The organism is Dactylosporangium sp. NPDC005555 (assembly GCF_040605635.1).
Classification (GTDB): Bacteria; Actinomycetota; Actinomycetes; order Mycobacteriales; family Micromonosporaceae; genus Dactylosporangium.
The window spans coordinates 124994-143103 of the sequence record NZ_JBEXDG010000025.1; the positions used below are offsets into that span (position 1 = coordinate 124994).

Sequence of the window (18110 nt, forward strand, 5' to 3'; positions counted from 1 at the left end):
CGCCGGTGATTGGCGTCGTACTGGTGATCAACACGATCTTCACCGGCGTCGTCGGGGTCTTCGCCGCGACCGGCTCCGCCGCACTCGCGGTCACCGGGGCGGTGCTCGGCGTCGTGGCCGGGATCGGCTACCTCCTCACCGCGGACCGGCGCCCGGATCGTGGCACCACGACGGCCGTCCCGGAACAGGCCGCCGCGGCGCTGCACGGAAACGTCCGTCAGGTGCACTCCGGTGATGAAGAAGGGAGCGCACTGCCGATGGACGAGCCGGAGTTCGACACGTTCTTCCGCGACACCATGCCGACCCTGCGGGGATTCCTCATGAAGTCGGGCGGGAGCCTGGAGCAGGCCGACGACGCCGCCATCGAGGCGATGTTCGAGGCGTACAAGCAGTGGGAGGCGATCGAGCACCCGAAGGCCTGGGTGTATCAGGTGGCGAGGCGCAACCTGTTCCGCATCCGCAACCGTGACGGCCGCTACGTGCACGACGACGGCGGCCTGTGGGCGGAGGTCGCCGATCCGGGCGGCTTCGACGCCCTCGACCTGAGCGAGGAGTCGCGGCGGGTGCTGGACCTCCTGCAGGCGCTGCCGGCGAAGCAGCGGTCGGTCTTCGCGATGCACTACGACGGGTGGGACCACGCCGAGATCGCGGTCCTGCTCAACATGGACGTCGCCACCGTCCGCTCGAACCTCCGGCATGCCCGGGAGCGCTTGAAGCAACAGTTTTCCGACACGGACGCCGCGACGCGGGATGAGGAGTGACCGATGGACGAGCAGATGCACGACGACGAGTTCCGTCCGGTCGAGGAGCTGTACCGGCGGGCAGACGACGAGCTCCGCGCCCGCCTCGGCCGGCGCGACGACCTCGACGAGATGCTGCGGCGGGTGAAGAACAGCGAGCGTTTCACCGACGCCGAGCTGCATGACGTCATCGCCTCGTGGCAGGCGCAGCTGGGCGCCGCAGTGCGGGCCGGCGATGCCGCCACGTGGATCACGCCGGTGGACGACAGGGCCGTGTTCAAGGCTCTCGTCGGCCGGGATCGCGAAGGTCTCGAAGCGTGGCCGGAGCTGCACGCCGGCCTGCACGACAGCACGTGGACGGTGTCGCTGTGGCTGCCGTCGTTCGCCGGCTCCGCCGTCCGTGCGGTCGCGTTCCTGGCCGACGGCACGGCATCGGCGAGCGTCGAGCTCACCGTGGCGCCCGGGGAGGACGACGACGGCGTCGAGCTCACCGGCCACCTGCCTGCCACGGGAATGACCGGCAAGCCCGTCATCGGCGTGCGGGTCAGCCATGCCCGCTGACGGCGTCGCGCCGAGCGACTCGTGGGAGGCGATGGTCGCGGCGGCGGAGGCAGACGCCGACCCCGCGCAGCGGCAGTCGATGCTCGCGGTCGTGTGTCTGTCTGCCGACGCGCACACCCGCGAGCCGCGGGCCGCCGCGCCGGCGGACGGCGGCGCGAAACGGCCCGGCCGGCCGAAGCCCGCCACGGTGCGGCTCGCCGCCGACCTGCTGCTCGCCCAGACCGGTGCCGCGCCGGTGGACCGGTTCGCCACCTACGGCCGTGTCGTCGGGCTCGTGAGCGCGTACTCGTCGGCGCAGCCGCCGCGTCCGGGCGAGCCCGACAACGACGACCTCGAGACCCGTGTGACGTATCAGCGCGGCGCGATGGAGCTGGCGCGGGGACTCGACGACCCGCTGCTGCTCGGCTGGTGCATGACGCGGCTCGGCCGGTCGTTGCAGGCGGTGCAGCGATGGGCGTCGGCGATCGATGTGCTCCGGGAGGCGGCCGACACGGTCCTCACCGAGTCGTCCGCGCCGGGCCCGTTCGGCGCGACGCTGGTGCGGTGGCCGGACCCCCGCGACGAACTGGTCCGCGCGATCGCGATCAGGTCCCTGAAGTGGCTGACCCTCACGGCGGAGAACCTCGGCGACATCGAGCTCGTCGACCAGAACGTGAGCCGCCTGCTGCCCCTCGCCGACCCGATCCGTGACACCCGGCCCTCGCTCGCCCTGGAGGCGTACACGCGGATGGCCGCGGTGGCCCGCAGACGCGGCGACCGGGACGCGTTCCGCCGCGTCGAACACGAGGTCCGGAGCTGGGCCGAGGCGTCGGGCAACGAGCTCGTCCACCGCAAGGCGCTGTCGATCGCCGCGCACAACGCAGGTCACCTCGGCGATCGGGACGTGGCCTACGACCTGCTCGTGCAGCGGGTGGAGGCGAGCGCCGCCGGGACTGCCGGCGCCCCGGCACCCGGCAGCGCGCCCGACGTCTATCTGGGCGTCGCCGCGTCCCTCGAGGCGGCCGGCAACAGGAGCCGGCGGGTGACACTCGGCAACTCCGCGTACGACGCCGCCGCGCAGCTGTGGCGGTCGGGCCGCACCAGCGAGTCCGGAGTGGACCGGCGGCTGGCCAACGGCTGGCTCGATGTGGCCACGGCGGCGTACCGGCTCGACTCCCACAACGGTCTGATCGCGGCCGACCTCATGCGGGCCAGGCTGGCGGCCGATGAGGGCGACGAGGCCAAGCGGGCGGCGGCCACCCGGGCGGCGCTACGGGTGAGCCGGCAAGGGCTGAGAGCGGGGCTGCGGGTCAACGGGGCGATCGACGCCGCCCGCTGGTGCGCCCCCGGCGACCGCGAGGTCCTGGATCAGCTCGACGAGCTGATCGCTCAGGCACTGCCCGTCCACCGGGGCCGGCTGCTCGCGGCCCGGGCGGGCTGGCACCGCGCCGCGGCCGGCCACGCCGAGGAGGCCGGGACCGACCCGGCCGACGCCTGGGCCCGGGCCGAGCGGGACGCGCTCGCCGCGACCGCGCTGCTCGCCGTCGACGGCGTGGCCCTCGACACCACCGCGCTCGTCGGCGCCTGGCAGACCGCCGCGGCGGCTTGCGGCCGCCCGGGCACGGCGGTGCAGGACGACCCGGCCGGCACCCGCCTCAGCCGGCTGCTGTCGGCCGTCCACGGCGTCGCGGGACTGTTCGTCACCGTGTCCACAACGGCAGGGCGGGAACGCCTGACGGTCCAGTACCGCGCCCTGTTCCGCGAGGCGGCCGACCTCGCGCTGGACCGCTCCGACGCGGTGGCGGCCGACATCATCATGGAGGCGGTCCGCCGGGACCGGGTCGGCATCATGCTCACCGATCTGGCCGGCCGGCCGGACATCACGGCCGAGATCCGGGTCGTGGCGGAGCGGATCATCGCGGCCAACAACGCCGTCCCGACGCCCGGCGACGACCAGGACGACGCCGAGGCGGAGCCCGGCTCGGGCACTCGCGCGCTGCGCCGGGCGGGCGAGGCCATCAGCGCCCGCCGCCGGGAGAGCGTCGCGCAGGCCGACCAGATCCTCGGCATCATCGGTGCGCTGTCGGACGGCCGGTCCGTCGTGCACACCGACAGCCGGGCGATCGTCCGCCGGCTGACCGGTCCCGGCGCCACCACCGTCCTGCTGCAGCTCATGCCGAGCACCATGAGCATCCTCAACACCCCGGACGCACCCGAGGTCCTGTACCGCAGGCTCACCTGGGTCACCGCCGACGGCGCCGAGCACCACATGTTCGACGCGGTGCCGCTGCCGGCGCGGGTGCACCGCCTCTCGCGGTACGACACGCGGTACTGGCGGACCCTCGATCAGGTGCGCGACGTCCTGCTGCCACCCGTCCTGCTCGACCTGCTCCGCGAACGCACACCGGCCGACCCGCTCCGGCTGCTCGTCATCCCGACCGGCCTGTTCGACGTCGCGTTCGACGCGGTGCGGGTCGACGACCGGCACCACCTTCTGGACCTCGCGGTCGTCACCGTCCACGCGTCATTGACCACGGTGACGCACCTGCTCGGCGCCCGGCGCGCCCCCGCCGACGCGCACGCCATCGCCGTCTACGACACCGAGCGGCTGACCCATACCCGGGCCGAGCTCGACGCGCTCCGCCTGCACCTGCACAACCTCGTCGAGCTCGGCGAGCGCCTGCCGCTGCTGGAGGCGCTGCGCGAGCCCCGCGACACCGCACTCGGCCTGTTCGCGATGGCGGTCCACGGCGACGACGACCCCGATCACGGCTGGGGCCAGACCAAACGCCTCCCGGACGGCAACGTCCTGACCGCGGCCGAGGCGCTGGGCCTGCACTTCCCGCCGGTGTGTGTCCTCGCGTCGTGCTACTCCGGTGTCCGCCTCCGCGGGGGCGTAGAACTGGCCGGCTTCCCGCTGGCCCTCTTCTCCCGTGGCGCACACGCGGTCGTCGGCAGTCTCTACGCCATCGACGACGAGGCCACCGCCGAGATCATGAGCCGCTTCTGGGCCAGGCTCACCGATCCCGCCGGCGTGGCGGCGTCGCTGCGCGCGGCGAAACTGGCCTGGCTCGCCGACCGCCCCGCCAACCGGCTCATCCCACGGACCTGGGCCGGTCTCTTCGTGCTCGGAGGACTCGATGCCTGACCCGAACGCACCCGTGCCGCAATGGCTGACCACAATGGCCCAGCAGATCGCGGTGGACCTGTCCGCCGCGCAGAGACGGCGCTCCTCAGACCATTGGACCATCCAGGAGGAGATGATCTGGTATTCGGAATGGCATCCGTTCTCCAAAGCATCCGGCACGTACCGGGAAGAAGAGAGCCACGAGAAGCTGGTCCTCTCCAGGACCGGCCAGCTTCTGCTGTGCACCTACACCGTGAAGCGTTTTCCGCCGTCCCCCGAATACCGTGAGAAGTAGGTGACCCGGGCGCTGAGCGGTGCGGACCTGGACCGGTACGACTTCGAGCGGAGACGTCGATCGTTCCGTCGCACCGAGCCGCGGGTGAACCGGCAGGAGGGCTTCGGTGTCGGGCCTGCCAAACGGATCCACCGAAGGCTCGGTGGCGGAGTGGCCGTGATGCTGACTGCGCTTCGCGACCGCGAGCTGGGCACCTGAACACCTGGCGCCGTGGCGCCGCCCTTCGCGGGTCGCGCCACGACGAGGGCGCTGTTACGGGGCGATCTGCCCCGGCCCTGTCTGATGTCTGTCGATGGATTGTGGCGGCGGGCGCGAGCGTCGATGATGGCCATGGCATAGACCATTGTCGAAGGGATGGACATGATCCGTCGTACGCTGCTCGCACTGCTGGTCACCGGCACCGTGCTCGCCGGCGCCGCCACCCCCGCCGCGGCGATCCCGGTCCCGCCGCCCGGCGGCGACCTCCTCATCGTCTTCGCGTACTACGCCGACGCGGCCAAGACCCAGATCATCGGGCAGACGTGGCACGGCTGCGGCCAGCCCTCCGGCAGCTGGGGCGCGACCTCGGGCATCAGAGAGGTGTTCTTCACCCCCTGCTGAACCCCTGCTGAAGGTCACGCCCGCCACTGCCGAACCTATGCGGCGATCTGCCAGAGCTGGCAGGTGTTGTTGAGCCACATCCACAGCTGGACCTTGGTGCCGTTGGCGGTGCCGCAGTTCTGGTCGTCGAGGACCATGCCGCTGTTCTCGACGACCAGCTCGTACCGGCCGTTGCCGGCGGGGATGACGGCCCACTGCTGGCAGGTGTTGCCCAGCGACTGCCACAGGTTCGTGGCGGTGCCGAGGGCCTGGCCGCAGTTGACCGCGTCGAGGACCTTGCCGGCGTTGACGTTGGTGACGGTCCACTTGTTGGCCCCGACGCTGTTGAAGCGCCACTGCTGGCACGTGTTGCCCAGCGACTGCCAGACGTCGATCTGCGTGCCGTTGGCGGTGCCGCAGTTGACGGCGTCGAGGACCTTGCCGCTGGCCAGGTTCGTCAGCCGGTACGTCGCGCCGTTCACCGGGAAGGTAACGCTTTTGCCGTACCCGACGGCGACGATGTTGGACTGCACCGCGTTCTCCGTGGCGTCGGTCGGGTAGCCGCTGGTCATGACGCCCTCGAAGAAGGAGCCGACCGAGCCGTTGCTGTTGTCGCCGCCGATGCCGAGGATGATCGCGCCCTGCTTGGTCATCGGACGGTAGCCGGACTGGGTGGGCAGCCCGCCGTCGTACCGCGTCGCGAGCCCGCCGGACTGCGCGTTGCCGTCCTTGATGGCGTACGTCGTGGTCCCGTTGTTCTTCAGCATCGCGGTCACGAACGCGCTGCTGCGCCCGGTGTTGGCCGTCCACGACCCGTTGCCGCCGGCGAACAGCCCGTTCTCGAGGTCCGCCGCGACCCGCGGCCCGCCGGCGCACGGCTGGAACCAGCACAGGGTGCCGAAGTAGATGGCGTCCATGTCACCGTTGCCGGTGTCCAGGTTGTTGGTCTCGGCGTTGCCGTAGTCGAAGCAGCACCGGTCGTTGACGTGGGTGCCCTCGGTGACCATGTACATGCCCTCGGGCTGGCTGCCCGTGGCGATCCCGTTGGTGCTGTTGTTGCGGTAGCCGTTGCCGGCCGAGATGTACACGCCGTACACCTTGTGCCCGCCGGCCGTCACAGGCAGCGCCGCCGCGTTCGCGCCCTGGTCGGCGGTGGGGTTGGCGCCGCCGCCGGGAGCGATCGTGAGGTCGTTGTGCCGCGACGTCTGGTCGTAGATGCGCACGATCGTGCAGTAGGTGCCGTTGCAGAACGCGTCCTGCGCGGCGGCGTTCGCGTAACCGCCGGCGCTGAGCACGCCGATGTTCGACGTCGCCCCGTCCGACCAGCGCCGCACCTGGTACAGCGAGCCGCCGTAGGAGCCGAAGAGCGCGCGGGTGGTGCTGTGCGCGGCGACGCACGGCGTCCCGCCGCTCTGGTAGATGTCGCAGGGGCCCGTGCCGGCCGCCTGCGCGACCGTGGCCGGCAGCGCGACCAGTCCCGCGACGATGAGCGCCGTGGCAGCGGCGGCGGCGAGCGCGGTGCGCCGCAAAGATCTGACCTTCATGGATGACGCCTTTCCGGGGCGAATGTGAGCGTTAACACGCGGGGTGTCTGCATCAGGTTGGCGGCCAGCCTCACCGCCGAGTGTTATCGCTCACATAGATGGTGTCAAGTGGCTGCCGGTGCGCTCCGGTCAGACGGCAGCGAGCAGAGCGTCCAGCGGCCGGGGCAGGGTGCCCCAGCCGACCGCCGCCTCGACGAACAACCGTGCGTAGCGCAGCTTGCGGCGAGCGCCGCTGCCCAGGAACCGGCGCACCTGCGCCTCGGGATCCTTGCCGCGCCAGGCGGGCTGGCTCTGCAGCGAGTGGAACGCACCGAGGTCGCCCTGGGAGTCGAAGAGCGCCTCGGCCCCCGCGATGCCCACGGCGCGGATCAGCTCGTCCTCCAGGTCGTCGACGCAGACGAAGAACCCGAGCCGCTCCATGTCGACGCGGGTGCGGGGCGAGCCGATCTGGGCCGAGACCAGCCCGCGCCGGAACAGCTCCTCCTCGCCCAGGTCGCACAGGCCGGCGACGGGCATCCGGCCGCCGAGCGGGCCCAGTCGCATGAGGAAGCGGCCGACCGCGTGGGCGCCACCGATCGGCACGATGACGACCCGCTCCGCCTCGAGGTCCCGGCCGCGGCCCACGGCGGCGGTCTCCAGGGCGATCTGGTCGCTGATGCCCTCGACGAGGACCACGGCTTCGGCGTCGTCGATCTTCGCCACGGCGCGGGCGGTCGCGTGCACCGGCGCGTCGGGGCCGCTGAAATACCCGTCCAGCGCCCGGCGGGCGAGTTCAGCGCGGTCCATGCCGCAATCATCGGTGACGGCCGGGCTACCGGCCAGGGGTTTGTGACGCCGTGAGGGCGCCACCCGGATCGTGGGTGGCGCCTCCGCGGCACGGGCGAGGATCGAGTTACAGGGTCAGCGACCAGGTCGATCCGGCCGGCGTCCCCGCGAAACTCGGCGTCACGTCACGCACCCAACTGATCCGCGAGGTGCCCGGGCCGCAGTGACGACCGGCCCGGCGCCGCTGCGGGACCGCCGGGCGTCGCGGATCATTGAGCGATGCGGCTACGGATGGAACTGTTCGTCGACGACATGGACGTCAGCGTCGCCTTCTACCGGGACGTGCTCGGGTTCCGGGTCGAGCGGCGGGCCGGCGACTACGCGAGCCTGCGCCGCGGCGGTGTCGTGCTCGGGCTCGGCCCGGTCGCCAAGCTGCCCGAGCGCGGCGACGGCCCGGGGTTCACCCGGCAGCGGCTCGCGGGCGACAAGGGCGCGGGCGTCGAGATCGTGCTGGAGGTCGACGGGCAGGAGGCGCTGCGGACGCTGTACGAGCACTGCGAGCGGCACAACGCGGTCGTCGAACCGTTGCGGCAGCGGCCCTGGGGCCTGGAGGACTTCCGGCTCGCCGACCCGGACGGCTACTACCTGCGGATCACGCACGGCGACGCCGCCGGGGAAGGCCCAGCCGGCTGACGCGGCAGCGGAACGCCCTCAGCGCAGCGGTTTGCGGAGGATGTAGTTGAGGCCGAAGTCCGTGTCCGTGGTGCGCACGTCGGTGTACCCGAGGCGCTGGTAGAACCCGTGTGCGCTGATGCTCGAGCCGGTCTCCATGAACTCGTGCCCGTCCGCGGCGGCGAGCGTCTCGATGTGGCCCATCAGTAGCCGGCCGACGCCGGTGCCGGCGGTCTCGGGCAGCACGAACATCGTGTACACCTTGTTGCCGTCGCGAGCGACGGTGCCGACGACCCCGTCCTGCGAGGCGACGAACATCTCCCGCTCCGCGGCGAGTTCAACGATCCGCTCGGCCGTGAAGTGCGCGCACATCCGGTCGATGATGTCGGCGGAGTAGTCGCGGCTGTTGACCTCCCGCAGGCACCGCCTGATCATCTCCGCCACCACCGGAGCGTCCCCGACCTCGAACCGCCGCACCGTCGTCATCGCCCCATCCTGCCGTACCCAGGGGACGAGACGTCATGAGGAGATGTGGGCCCGGCGAGGCGCAGCTCAGCTGCTCAGGTCGATGTCTAGGACCGCGACGTCGGTAGGGCCGACGAAGAGGACGGTGCCGGCGTAGTCGTGCTCGTCGCCGGCCTCCTCGTCGATGCCGTCGATCGGGAGGTAGCCGGCGGCGAGGAGGTGCGGCGGGCCGTCGGGGGTGGTGGTGCGGGCCAGGAGCTGGTCGATGAGGTCGCGGTACAGGTGCCGGGTGACGTGGTCCGGTGGGACGTGCGGCCACTCCTCGACGCCGTCCCAGCTGCCGTCGAACAGCTCGAGCAGGGAGCTGCGCACGACGGTGTACAGGCCGCGGTCGAGCTCCTCGACGGTCAGGGCGCGCAGCTGCGGCGGGCCCTCCGGCTCCTCCTCGCGGGTGCTGGTCCACCAGCGGGCGGCGGCCTCGATCGGGTCGGCGGCGTCGCGGGGGCCGACCCACACGCGGAACTTGACCGGGTTGTTGTTGTTCACCCACAGCTCGGCGGCCAGCAGCGTGATCAGGCTGCCGATCCGGGTGCGCAGCGCGGCGTCGCCGCCGTCGGACGCGAGGACCGGCGGCGGCTCGGTCGCCGGGGCCGGGGCGACGGTCACCCGCAGCACGTTGCCGGAGGAGTCGCGCTGCACCAGGTGCAGGTCGGCGCCGCCGGTCGAGACGCGCAGCAGGTCGGTGTACGGCCCGGCGAGCCGCCCGGCGAGGTACGCGAGCAGCGCCGCCCCGCGCCGGTCGGTGACCGGGACCAGCGTGCCCAGCAGGGTGATGAGCTCGGCGGTCACCTCGTCCTGCGGCCGGGTCGGCTCGTAGGGCTGCCGCTCGGCCGGCTGGACCAGGCCGAGCAGGACCGTGGCGTCGACGGGCTCGGCCGGCAGGCCGCAGATGGCGGCGAGGCCGGGCGGTGGCTCTCGCCACTGCTGCGCGGTGCGCTCCGGCGCCCGGGCGGTGACGCACTCGCCGCGCCAGCCGGGCGTGCCGTCCCGGGTCCATTCGGCGAGCAGCCACACGGCCGCGACGGCCGCCCACTGGTAGCCCGTCGGCGACGGCAGCCGGTCCAGCGGCGCCGGGACGGGCTGCCGATCCCAGCTCTGCGTGTAGCTCACGGTCCGGTCCAACCCGGCGACCTCCATCACAGTGCGGCCATCGGCCGGAGCCTACCGCGAGGGGCCGCGGCGGGACGGGCGGAATGGCATAGTGCCGTGGCATGGACGGTGATCAGCGCGGCGGCGAGATCCTGCGAGGGCCGGCGCTGGCGGCGCTGCGCGGGCTCGCGGTCGCCGTCGGGTCCTGCGTCGCCGCTGCCGCCGTGGCCGTGTCCCGCCCCGGACCCGGCTCCGTGCGGGAGGGCGGCACGGCGGCCGGCGCCGCACCGCCCCAGAGCGAGGTCAGCTGACGGTCGTCATCTCCTGCACGTGCGCCGGGGCGTGCGGCGTGGCGCGGGACAGCCGGCCCGGCCACCACGCCGCCCGTCCGATGTGGACGGCCAGGGCCGGGACGAGCAGGCTGCGCACCAGCAGCGTGTCGATGAGCACGCCGACGGTCACGATCACGCCGATCTGCATCGACGGCACCATCGGCAGGATCATCAGCGCCGCGAACGTCGCCGCGAGGACCACCCCGGCGCTGGTGATGACCCCGCCGGTCACGGTCAGCGCGTGCAGCACGCCGTCGCGCGGGCCGAGCTGGGCGGTCTCCTCGCGGGCCCGGGTCATGAGGAAGATCGTGTAGTCGACGCCGAGGGCGACGATGAACAGGAACGTCTGCAGGGGGACCGCGCTCCACAGCCGCGGGTGCCCCATCCAGTCCAGCAGGAACCCGGCCGCGCCGAGGGCCGCCGCGTAGGACAGCACCACGCTCGCCAGCAGCACCAGCGGCGCGACGACCGCGCGGAGCAGCAGCATCAGCACGACGAGGATGACGGCGAGGACGAGCGGGACGACGACGAGGGTGTCGCGGCTGGTGACGGCGTCGCCGTCGGCCTCGAAGGCGGTGTCCCCGCCGACGAGCGCGTCCGGGTCATGGGAGCGGACCGCGGCACGGAGACGGGAAAGGGAAGCCTGCGCCGCGGGACTGGTCGGCTCATCGGTGAACGTCGCCTCGATGCGCACCCACCGGCCGTCCGCGGAGCGCTGCGGCTCGCCGACGGTGGCCACGCCGTCGACGGAGCGGGCGGCGTCCGCGACCGGCCCGGCGGACGAAGCGGTGGCCAGGACGACGGCGGGCGCGAGGGTGCCGCCCGGGTAGTGCCGCTCGATGAGGTGCTGGCCGGTGACCGAGCCGACCTCCTTGCTGAAGATCTCGTCGCCGGGCAGGCCGATGCTGAGGTTGGTGACGCCGGCGGTGAGCGCGGCCAGGACAGCGGCGGTCGCCAGCCAGACGGTGCGGGGGCGGCGGCCGACGAACCGCGCGATCCGGGCCCAGACGCCGTGGTCGGCGGCGACGTCCTGGTTCTCGATGCCCGGCGTGTACCGCGGCACGAACGGCCAGAACACCCAGCGGCCGAAGAGCACCAGCACCGCGGGCAGCAGCGTCGTCATCGCGCACAGGGTCACGACGACCGCGACGGCGCCGACCGGTCCGAGGCCGTGGGTGGCGGGCTGGTCGGCGGCGAGCAGGCACAGCAGGCCGATCGCGACGGTCGCCGCCGACGCGCAGATCGCCGGGAAGGAGCGGCGCAGCGCGATCGCCATCGCCTCGTGCCGGTCCTCGTGCCGGCGCAGCTCCTCGCGGTACCGGGCGACGATGAGCAGCGCGTAGTCGACGCCGACACCGACGGCCAGGATCGTCATGATGTTCTGGCTCTGCAGGTCGATGCTGATGCCGATGTGCTTGACGAGCAGGTAGACGACCCCGCCCGCGACCTGGCTGGCGACGGCGGCGGTGAGCAGCGGGACGATCCACAGCACCGGGCTGCGGTACGTCAGCAGCAACAGCACCGCGACGGCGGCGACGGTCGCCAGCAGGAGCGTGACGTCGACCCCCGCGAACGCGTCGGCGAAGTCGTCCTCCGCGCCCGCCGAGCCGGTCAGGGCGGTCCGCAGCCCGTCGGGGGTCTGCCCGGCGAGCCGGTCCTTGATCGGGCCGACGGCTGCCGTCTGCTCGTCGCCGGTACCGGCGAGCGCGAACGTCAACAGCAGGGCCTTGCCGTCGGCGGCGGGCACCGGCTCCGGCACGGTCCCACCGGCCGCGTGGGCGGCGAACGCGGCGCGGTCCGAGGACACCTTCGCCCGGTCGGCGTCGGTGAGCCCGGACTCGCGGACGTAGACGGCGACGGCGACGAGGGTGTCCGGCTCGGGGAACGCCGCCTCCGCCCGCGCCGCGGCCCGGCCGGCCTCCGCGCCGGCGGGCAGCGCACCGAGCGAGTCGTTGTCCTGCACGTCGGTGAGCTGCAGCGCGAGCGGCCCCATCACCCCCGCGATGACGACCCACAGCGCCAGCATCAGCAGTTTCGTACGGCGGCCTGACGGCAGCCGGGACAGCGTGGACATCGTGTTCCCTCCCTGGAACCGGTGAGTGATGTCTTCGATCCAACGCATCCGCGGCCGCGCGGTCAGGAGTGTCACGTCCCGGACCGGGGTGGTGACAGCACCACCGCCAAGGTGGGCGGGGCTGGGTCAGAATGGGCACGTGTCCGATGTCGACAAGCGGCGAGCGTGGCTGATCCGTGGGCTGACGGCCGGCCTGCGCGGCGTGCTGCTCGCGATCGGCGCGCTGTCCGCGAACATCGCCCTGTCCGTGCTGTTCGTGGTGTCGGTCGTGCTCACCGTCGCGGGCGTCGGCATCTTCCTCGTGCCCCTCGCCGCCGTCGGGGTCCGCGCCGTCGCCGACCTGGACCGGCGGCTGCTGTCGCAGTGGACCGGCGTCGAGCTGCCGCGTCCGTACCGGGAGCGCCCCGCCGGCGCCGGCGTCTGGGGCCGGTACCGGTGGGTGGTGACCGACCCCGCGACCTGGCGGGACCTGGCCTGGCTGGTGCTGTCCGTCCAGGTCGTCGGGCCGCTGCTGATCGCGCCGGCCGCCCTGGTCGCCTACGGCGTCGAGGGCGTCCTCGGCGTGCCGGTGCTGCTGCACTACCTGCTCGACTGGTACGGCTACGGCGCTCTGTGGCCGATGGACAACCTGGGCGAGGCGCTGCTGAGCTGGCCGCAGGGCGTCGTCTTCCTGACCGCCGGGCTGACCCTGACGCCGCACGCGCTGCGCTGGTTCGCCCTGTTCACGCGGTGGCTGCTGGCCCCGACCAGGGCGGCGGCGCTCGCGCGGCGGGTGGACCGGCTCACCCGCACCAGGACGGAGACCGTCGACGCGCAGGCCACCGAGCTGCGCCGGATCGAGCGCGACCTGCACGACGGCGCGCAGGCCCGGCTCGTCGCGGTCAGCATGAAGATCGGCCTCGCCGAGGAGCTGATGTCCCGCGACCCGGAAGCGGCGCTGCGGCTGATGGCGCAGGCCCGCGAGCACAGCGGCATGGCCCTCGCCGAGCTGCGCGACCTGGTCCGCGGCATCCACCCGCCGGTCCTCGCCGAGCGCGGCCTCGACGGCGCCGTCCGCGCGCTCGCGCTGGCCGCGCCGATCCCCGTCGACGTCGCCGTCGACCTGCCGGGCCGGCCCCTGGCGCCGGTCGAGTCCGCGGCGTACTTCGCCGTCGCCGAGGCCCTGACGAACGTCGCGAAGCACGCTTGCGCCAGTCGCGTCGAGCTGCGGCTGTCGTACCGGCGCGACCGCCTGATCATCGTGGTCGCCGACGACGGTCGTGGCGGGGCCTCACCTGCCGCCGGCGGCGGTCTGCGGGGGATCGAGCGCCGCCTCGCCGCGTTTGATGGCACCATGTCCGTGGCCAGTCCGCCCGGCGGACCCACCACTGTGACGATGGAGCTGCCGTGCGCGTTGTCATCGCCGAGGACCTCGCCCTCCTCCGGGACGGCCTGATCCACATCCTGCAGGCGTTCGACTTCGAGGTCGTCGCGTCCGTCGACAACGGTCCCGCGCTGCTGCCGGCCCTGCTGGGGCACCGCCCCGACGTGGCCGTCGTCGACGTGCGGCTGCCGCCGACATTCACCGACGAGGGCCTGCAGGCCTCGATCGCCGCCCGCGCGCAGGTGCCCGGCATGCCCATCCTGGTGCTCTCGCAGCACGTCGAGCAGCTGTACGCCCGGGAGCTGCTGGCCTCCGGTGCCGGCGGCGTCGGCTACCTGCTGAAGGACCGCGTGTCGCACGTCGGGCAGTTCATCGACGCGGTCCGCCGGGTCGCCGAGGGCGGCACCGTCATGGACCCGGAGGTCATCGCGCTGCTGCTGGCCCGCCGCGACAGCCAGCCGATGGACGCGCTCACCGCCCGCGAACGCGAGGTCCTCGGCCTGATGGCGGAGGGCCGCTCCAACGCCGCGGTCGCCGGGCGGCTGTTCGTGTCGGAGAAGGCCGTCAGCAAACACATCAACAGCATCTTCAGCAAGCTCGGCCTGCCCCCGTCCGGCGACGACAACCGCCGGGTGATCGCCGTCCTGGCCTATCTGGAGCAGCTCACCACCTGACTGTCGTCAGCTGACGGGTGGGCCGGCCCGGAGGATGCGGCGGGCGCGGCGGCGGTTGAGCCAGTGCGGGACCGGCGGGTCGTGGGCGCCGGCGCCGTCGAGGCCTGCCGCGATGGCCAGCCAGAAGCCGGCCGCGCTCACGAGGTTGCGCAGCCGGCCCGGCTCCGGCGAGCCGGGCGGGAGCGCGACCTCCGCCCACCGCCAGGCGGTCCAGGCCACGTCCTGGTCGGGGTGGCGCCGTCCGGTGCGGCTGAGCCGGTGGACGTCGCGTCGTGCCCGCTTCGGGAGGTCCCACCACCGCTGCAGCACCTGCTGCCGCGCCGCCGCTTCATCCATGAGCGAAGAGGGTATAGGTACGGCTGGGGCCGTCGACCGTCACCGATGTGACCGGATCACTGATATCCGGTACTGTTATGGGCGGTATTCGGGGGAGATGAGTAGTGGGCGTCGCCCCCTGAACCATGTTTGGGCAATGGATGGACGAGCGTCAGTGAGCGCGGTGGAGCAGACGCTCGCCGCACCGGTCGCAACGAAGCCGCGCGAGCGGTATATCGATGTGTGGCGCGCCGCCGCCGTGATCCGGATCGTGGTCTACCACGGCAGCGGCCTGGCCTGGCTGACGCTGCTGTTCCCGGCGATGGGGCTGATGTTCGCCCTCGCCGGGTCGCTGACCGCCCGGTCGCTGGACCGCTCACCGTCCCACGTCGTGCGCGGCCGGCTGCGGCGACTGCTGCCGCCGCTGTGGGCGTACGGGGCGATCATGCTGCCGCTGACGTTCAGCGGGGGCGAGGGCGACGGCTGGGGGCCGTTCCTCGACGAGCCGCGCGAGCGCATCGACCTGCTGTGGTGGATCGTGCCGGTGGAGTGGCCGCCGCCCGGGGGCGCCGAGTGGGGCTGGATGGCCACCGCCGTGCTCTGGTATCTCGTCGCCTACCTGTGGTTCGTGGTGCTGGCCCCGGTCACGCTGCGGATCTTTCGGGGCTGGCCGGTCCCGACGCTGCTCGTCGCGCTGGCCGCGCCGCTGATCCTGCACCTGGAGCTGATCACCGTGGGCGGCTCGTTCGAGTCGCTGACGCGGGACCTGGCCACGTACTTCGCGTGCTGGATCGTCGGCTACGCCCACCGCGACCGGCTCCTGCACCGCATCCCGGGTCCGGTCTTCGCCGCGGCGGTGCTGCTGCTGGCCGGCGCGGCGGCGGTGTGGCTCTTCCGGCACGGGGGCGCCCGCGGCGACTTCGACCTCAACCACCATCCGGTCGCCAGCGCCTGGTGGTCCACGGCGTTCGTCGCCGCGGTGCTGCGCTTCGACCAGCCGCTGCGCTGGCTGCGGCCCGGCAGCCGGCTCGACCGGGCCGTCGCCGCGGTCAACGCCCGGGCGGTCACCATCTATCTGTGGCACTTCCCGATGCTCGGGGTGGCGCAGTTCCTGCTGGACGGCGTGAACCTCGGCGACTGGACCCGCCGGGCCCTGACCACCGGCATCGTCGCGGCCGCCACCTGCGTGCCGGTGCTGCTGCTCGGATGGGTCGAGGACCTCGCCGCCCGGCGCACCCCCTCGCTGCTGCCGCCCGTCCTGCGCAGACCCGCCGTCGCGCCGCAGGCGCCGCCCGTCGCCGCCGTGGGGACGCCGGATCACTGGGCCCGCCGGACCCTCGCGGGGTTCGGCGTCAGCGCGGTCGCGGTCGTGGTGGTCGCCGCCGGATGGACCGGCGACAGCACCGGCGGCACCAGCGGCAGCGAACGGCAGCCGGTGCACGAGCAGGAGGACTTCGTCAGCGACCTGCCGTACACGGCGCTGCGCAACGGCCTCGGCCCGGTCGAGCGGGACCACACCAACGGCACCGCCGAGCCCGACGACGGCGCCCCGATCGTCCTGGCCGACGTCCCCTACGCCCGGGGCCTCGGGGTGTCCTCACCCAGCGCGGTGCGGCTCTACCCGCGGCCCGGCTGCCTGCGCTTCACCGCCGTCGTCGGCCTCGACCAGGAGTCCGCCGGCAGCGCCACGTTCCTGATCGCCGCCGACGACACGACCGTGGCGACCCTCGGGCCGCTGGAGGCCGGGCAGGCGAGCGAGGTGACCGTCGACATCATCGGCGTGACCCGCCTCGACCTGATCGTCGAGGACCAGCACGGACCGGTCAACGCCGTCTGGGCCGACGCACGACTCGTCTGCTCCCAGTAGCCGCGCGGCCGCCGTACGTGCGGCGGCCGCGCACCCGCGATGGCGTCAGGCCGCCGTCAGCGTGTCGATCACCGCCAGCGCGGCCTCGGGCCGGCCGATGACCACGACCACGTCGCCGGGACGGCACCGGAACGACGGCTCCGGAGCGAGGACGACCAGATCGTCACGGACGACGGCGGCGATGCTCGCCCCGGCCGTGACGGAGTCCGGCAGCGGCCGCTCCGCCGGGGTTCCGTCGGCGCCGATGAGGACCTGCAGGACGGCCACGCCACTGGTGTGCCGGTCGAGCCGGGCGCAGTGCAGCGGCGGCTCGTCGACCCCGACCAGGCCGGCGATGACGCGGGCCTCGGCCGCGGTGAGCAGGACCCCGCTGAGCCGGGTGTCCGGGTCGGCGGGGTCGTAGATGACGAGCTCGCGGCGGTCGTCGTCGTGCTGGACGACCCCGACGCGCCGGCCCTCCTCCGCGGCGAGCACGTGCAGCATGCCGACGCCCGGCAGCGGCGCGACGGTGTGGACGGTGTCGCCTTGCCGGACGGCACGGCCCGGGGGCCTGGCTGACCGGCGAAGGCGTGGCGGTATGCGGTACATGATGAGCGACCTCCGAAAGGGCAACGCGACGAAACCGTCGACCCGGCTGGGTCGCGGTTGACGGGTCCTTCAGGAGGTCGGTGGGCCCCGGCAGCCCGGTGCGGCGATGCACCGCCCACGGTGGACGGGGACCGCGACGGCCGCCGCGGCCAGCCAGGTCTGCGGCGGGACGACGTCGGCGACGCGGGGCAGGACGGCGAGCCAGTGCGGCCCGTCGGTGTGGGTGTCCGTGGCCCGTGGCGGCTTGCGGCCCTGCGGCGCGTCGGCGCCGGGCGCCGCGGACGTGACGCTCGCGGCGCGGGCGACCTGGAACGTGTCGCCGGGCAGCGCGTGGTGGGCGTTGGTGAGGCCGAGCAGCATCGCGCAGACGCTCAGCGCGAGCCCGAGCGTCGCGGCGCGCAACGAGGTCGATGTCCTCATTCCGCACCTCCCGCCGGCCGCTGGAACGTGTCAGTTTACCTGAGGAACTACCATCGTCGGATGTCCTGGCTACGGTGGATCCGGCGGATCGTGGCGATCACCGTCAGCCTCTGCGCGCTGGTCGGCGCGGTCCGGCTCATCGCGCCCGCCACCGCCCCGACCGGCTCGACCGGTGAGCCGGCCGGAGTGCGGCGGCAGCTGGCCTTCCTGCGGGCGGCCCTGGACGACGGCGCCGGCGAGGACGCGCAGCGGCTGTATCCGGAAGGGCTGTTGGCTGATGGTTTGTCGAGCATCTTTGGTGCTCTCTGGAGTGTTGTGGTGCTCACGTGAACTTGAAGGAATGGGCGGCGTCGCAGGGCATCGCGTACATCACCGCGCGGCGGCAGTACGCGGCCGGCGCGCTGCCCGTTCCCACGTACCGGCTCGGCCGGCTGATCATGGTTGGTGAACCGCTTCCCGTCGCACCGGCGGATGCCGGTCTGGTCGTGGTGTATGCCCGGGTGTCGTCGGCGGACCAGAAGGCTGATCTTGATCGGCAGGTCGCCCGGATTACGGTGTGGGCGACCGGGCAGCGTCTGCCGGTTTCGCGGGTGGTGACCGA

The 18110-nt window shown here is 73.1% G+C and carries 21 protein-coding genes; 13 read left to right on the forward strand and 8 right to left on the reverse strand.

The window, feature by feature from the left end:
- The first annotated feature begins 23 nt into the window (after positions 1–23).
- The 6 genes from ABZS58_RS27075 to ABZS58_RS27100 all read left to right on the forward strand — a co-directional run bounded on the left by ABZS58_RS27075 (position 24) and on the right by ABZS58_RS27100 (position 5302).
- Positions 24–761 carry an RNA polymerase sigma factor gene (locus ABZS58_RS27075; RefSeq protein WP_354786007.1) on the forward strand — a complete coding sequence of 246 codons (738 nt, stop codon included), beginning with the start codon at positions 24–26 and terminating at the stop codon, positions 759–761.
- Between the two features lie 3 nt (positions 762–764).
- Complete coding sequence (locus tag ABZS58_RS27080) at positions 765–1301, forward strand: hypothetical protein (protein WP_354786008.1); 537 nt, start codon at positions 765–767, stop codon at positions 1299–1301.
- Positions 1291–4428 (forward strand): CHAT domain-containing protein, encoded by a 3138-nt coding sequence (locus ABZS58_RS27085; protein ID WP_354786009.1) that lies wholly within the window; start codon positions 1291–1293, stop codon positions 4426–4428. Before ABZS58_RS27080 ends, ABZS58_RS27085 begins: the two co-directional genes overlap by 11 nt.
- Positions 4421–4702 carry a hypothetical protein gene (locus ABZS58_RS27090; protein WP_354786010.1) on the forward strand — a complete coding sequence of 94 codons (282 nt, stop codon included), beginning with the start codon at positions 4421–4423 and terminating at the stop codon, positions 4700–4702. The genes ABZS58_RS27085 and ABZS58_RS27090 overlap by 8 nt, the downstream gene beginning before the upstream one ends.
- Positions 4703–4900 carry a hypothetical protein gene (locus ABZS58_RS27095; RefSeq protein ID WP_354786011.1) on the forward strand — a complete coding sequence of 66 codons (198 nt, stop codon included), beginning with the start codon at positions 4703–4705 and terminating at the stop codon, positions 4898–4900.
- A gap of 162 nt (positions 4901–5062) precedes the next feature.
- On the forward strand, positions 5063–5302 hold the full coding sequence (locus tag ABZS58_RS27100) for a DUF6289 family protein (RefSeq protein WP_354786012.1): 240 nt from the start codon (positions 5063–5065) through the stop codon (positions 5300–5302).
- A 35-nt stretch (positions 5303–5337) separates the two neighbouring features.
- Here the strand turns inward: ABZS58_RS27100 and ABZS58_RS27105 are convergent, their stop codons facing one another.
- Positions 5338–6825: an arabinofuranosidase catalytic domain-containing protein gene (locus ABZS58_RS27105; RefSeq protein WP_354786013.1), complete on the reverse strand. Its 1488-nt coding sequence runs from the start codon at positions 6823–6825 to the stop codon at positions 5338–5340.
- Between the two features lie 129 nt (positions 6826–6954).
- Positions 6955–7611: a TOPRIM nucleotidyl transferase/hydrolase domain-containing protein gene (locus tag ABZS58_RS27110; protein WP_354786014.1), complete on the reverse strand. Its 657-nt coding sequence runs from the start codon at positions 7609–7611 to the stop codon at positions 6955–6957.
- A 258-nt stretch (positions 7612–7869) separates the two neighbouring features.
- Here ABZS58_RS27110 and ABZS58_RS27115 point away from each other — a divergent pair, with 258 nt between their 5' ends.
- Entirely contained in the window at positions 7870–8283 is a 414-nt protein-coding gene (locus ABZS58_RS27115; RefSeq protein ID WP_354786015.1) for a VOC family protein, read from the forward strand.
- Between the two features lie 18 nt (positions 8284–8301).
- Here the strand turns inward: ABZS58_RS27115 and ABZS58_RS27120 are convergent, their stop codons facing one another.
- Positions 8302–8748 carry a GNAT family N-acetyltransferase gene (locus ABZS58_RS27120; RefSeq protein ID WP_354786016.1) on the reverse strand — a complete coding sequence of 149 codons (447 nt, stop codon included), beginning with the start codon at positions 8746–8748 and terminating at the stop codon, positions 8302–8304.
- A gap of 66 nt (positions 8749–8814) precedes the next feature.
- Positions 8815–9909 carry a hypothetical protein gene (locus tag ABZS58_RS27125; protein ID WP_354786017.1) on the reverse strand — a complete coding sequence of 365 codons (1095 nt, stop codon included), beginning with the start codon at positions 9907–9909 and terminating at the stop codon, positions 8815–8817.
- Positions 9910–9998: 89 nt separating this feature from the next.
- Between ABZS58_RS27125 and ABZS58_RS27130 the strand changes: the two genes are divergently transcribed.
- Positions 9999–10187: a hypothetical protein gene (locus ABZS58_RS27130; protein ID WP_354786018.1), complete on the forward strand. Its 189-nt coding sequence runs from the start codon at positions 9999–10001 to the stop codon at positions 10185–10187.
- Here the strand turns inward: ABZS58_RS27130 and ABZS58_RS27135 are convergent.
- Positions 10180–12282: an MMPL family transporter gene (locus ABZS58_RS27135; protein ID WP_354786019.1), complete on the reverse strand. Its 2103-nt coding sequence runs from the start codon at positions 12280–12282 to the stop codon at positions 10180–10182. The two genes, ABZS58_RS27130 and ABZS58_RS27135, sit on opposite strands and share 8 nt — an antisense overlap.
- Positions 12283–12421: 139 nt before the next feature.
- On the opposite strand from ABZS58_RS27135, the gene ABZS58_RS27140 reads away from it, so the two are divergent.
- Positions 12422–13717, forward strand: coding sequence for a sensor domain-containing protein (locus ABZS58_RS27140; RefSeq protein ID WP_354786020.1), 1296 nt, complete (start codon positions 12422–12424; stop codon positions 13715–13717).
- Positions 13669–14319 (forward strand): response regulator transcription factor, encoded by a 651-nt coding sequence (locus tag ABZS58_RS27145; protein ID WP_354786021.1) that lies wholly within the window; start codon positions 13669–13671, stop codon positions 14317–14319. Before ABZS58_RS27140 ends, ABZS58_RS27145 begins: the two co-directional genes overlap by 49 nt.
- 6 nt (positions 14320–14325) lie before the next feature.
- Here ABZS58_RS27145 and ABZS58_RS27150 read toward each other — a convergent pair whose 3' ends face one another.
- Positions 14326–14655 carry a hypothetical protein gene (locus ABZS58_RS27150; protein ID WP_354786022.1) on the reverse strand — a complete coding sequence of 110 codons (330 nt, stop codon included), beginning with the start codon at positions 14653–14655 and terminating at the stop codon, positions 14326–14328.
- Between the two features lie 154 nt (positions 14656–14809).
- Between ABZS58_RS27150 and ABZS58_RS27155 the strand changes: the two genes are divergently transcribed.
- Positions 14810–16501: an acyltransferase family protein gene (locus ABZS58_RS27155; RefSeq protein WP_354786023.1), complete on the forward strand. Its 1692-nt coding sequence runs from the start codon at positions 14810–14812 to the stop codon at positions 16499–16501.
- A gap of 45 nt (positions 16502–16546) precedes the next feature.
- On the opposite strand, the gene ABZS58_RS27160 is transcribed toward ABZS58_RS27155, so the two are convergent.
- Both ABZS58_RS27160 and ABZS58_RS27165 read right to left on the reverse strand, forming a co-directional pair.
- Positions 16547–17089 (reverse strand): potassium transporter TrkA, encoded by a 543-nt coding sequence (locus tag ABZS58_RS27160; RefSeq protein WP_354786024.1) that lies wholly within the window; start codon positions 17087–17089, stop codon positions 16547–16549.
- A 69-nt stretch (positions 17090–17158) separates the two neighbouring features.
- The gene (locus tag ABZS58_RS27165; protein ID WP_354786025.1) at positions 17159–17509 is read right to left on the reverse strand and encodes a hypothetical protein; all 351 of its coding nucleotides are present in this window, start codon (positions 17507–17509) and stop codon (positions 17159–17161) included.
- 60 nt (positions 17510–17569) lie between these two features.
- On the opposite strand from ABZS58_RS27165, the gene ABZS58_RS27170 reads away from it, so the two are divergent.
- The gene (locus ABZS58_RS27170) at positions 17570–17839 is read left to right on the forward strand and encodes a hypothetical protein (RefSeq protein WP_354786026.1); all 270 of its coding nucleotides are present in this window, start codon (positions 17570–17572) and stop codon (positions 17837–17839) included.
- On the forward strand, positions 17836–18110 hold a 275-nt coding region (locus tag ABZS58_RS27175), incomplete at its 3' end, for a recombinase family protein (RefSeq protein ID WP_354786027.1). The genes ABZS58_RS27170 and ABZS58_RS27175, both read left to right, overlap by 4 nt.

Excerpts from the sequence above, each read along its gene's own strand:
- ABZS58_RS27105 (WP_354786013.1), bottom strand. The coding sequence starts at position 6,825 with ATGAAGGTCAGATCTTTGCGGCGCACCGCGCTCGCCGCCGCCGCTGCC.
- ABZS58_RS27150 (WP_354786022.1), bottom strand. The coding sequence starts at position 14,655 with ATGGATGAAGCGGCGGCGCGGCAGCAGGTGCTGCAGCGGTGGTGGGAC.
- ABZS58_RS27170 (WP_354786026.1), top strand. The coding sequence starts at position 17,570 with ATGTCCTGGCTACGGTGGATCCGGCGGATCGTGGCGATCACCGTCAGC.
- ABZS58_RS27080 (WP_354786008.1), top strand. The coding sequence starts at position 765 with ATGGACGAGCAGATGCACGACGACGAGTTCCGTCCGGTCGAGGAGCTG.
- ABZS58_RS27135 (WP_354786019.1), bottom strand. The coding sequence starts at position 12,282 with ATGTCCACGCTGTCCCGGCTGCCGTCAGGCCGCCGTACGAAACTGCTG.
- ABZS58_RS27165 (WP_354786025.1), bottom strand. The coding sequence starts at position 17,509 with ATGAGGACATCGACCTCGTTGCGCGCCGCGACGCTCGGGCTCGCGCTG.
- ABZS58_RS27130 (WP_354786018.1), top strand. The coding sequence starts at position 9,999 with ATGGACGGTGATCAGCGCGGCGGCGAGATCCTGCGAGGGCCGGCGCTG.
- ABZS58_RS27110 (WP_354786014.1), bottom strand. The coding sequence starts at position 7,611 with ATGGACCGCGCTGAACTCGCCCGCCGGGCGCTGGACGGGTATTTCAGC.
- ABZS58_RS27085 (WP_354786009.1), top strand. The coding sequence starts at position 1,291 with ATGCCCGCTGACGGCGTCGCGCCGAGCGACTCGTGGGAGGCGATGGTC.
- ABZS58_RS27115 (WP_354786015.1), top strand. The coding sequence starts at position 7,870 with ATGCGGCTACGGATGGAACTGTTCGTCGACGACATGGACGTCAGCGTC.
- ABZS58_RS27100 (WP_354786012.1), top strand. The coding sequence starts at position 5,063 with ATGATCCGTCGTACGCTGCTCGCACTGCTGGTCACCGGCACCGTGCTC.
- ABZS58_RS27090 (WP_354786010.1), top strand. The coding sequence starts at position 4,421 with ATGCCTGACCCGAACGCACCCGTGCCGCAATGGCTGACCACAATGGCC.
- ABZS58_RS27160 (WP_354786024.1), bottom strand. The coding sequence starts at position 17,089 with ATGTACCGCATACCGCCACGCCTTCGCCGGTCAGCCAGGCCCCCGGGC.
- ABZS58_RS27120 (WP_354786016.1), bottom strand. The coding sequence starts at position 8,748 with ATGACGACGGTGCGGCGGTTCGAGGTCGGGGACGCTCCGGTGGTGGCG.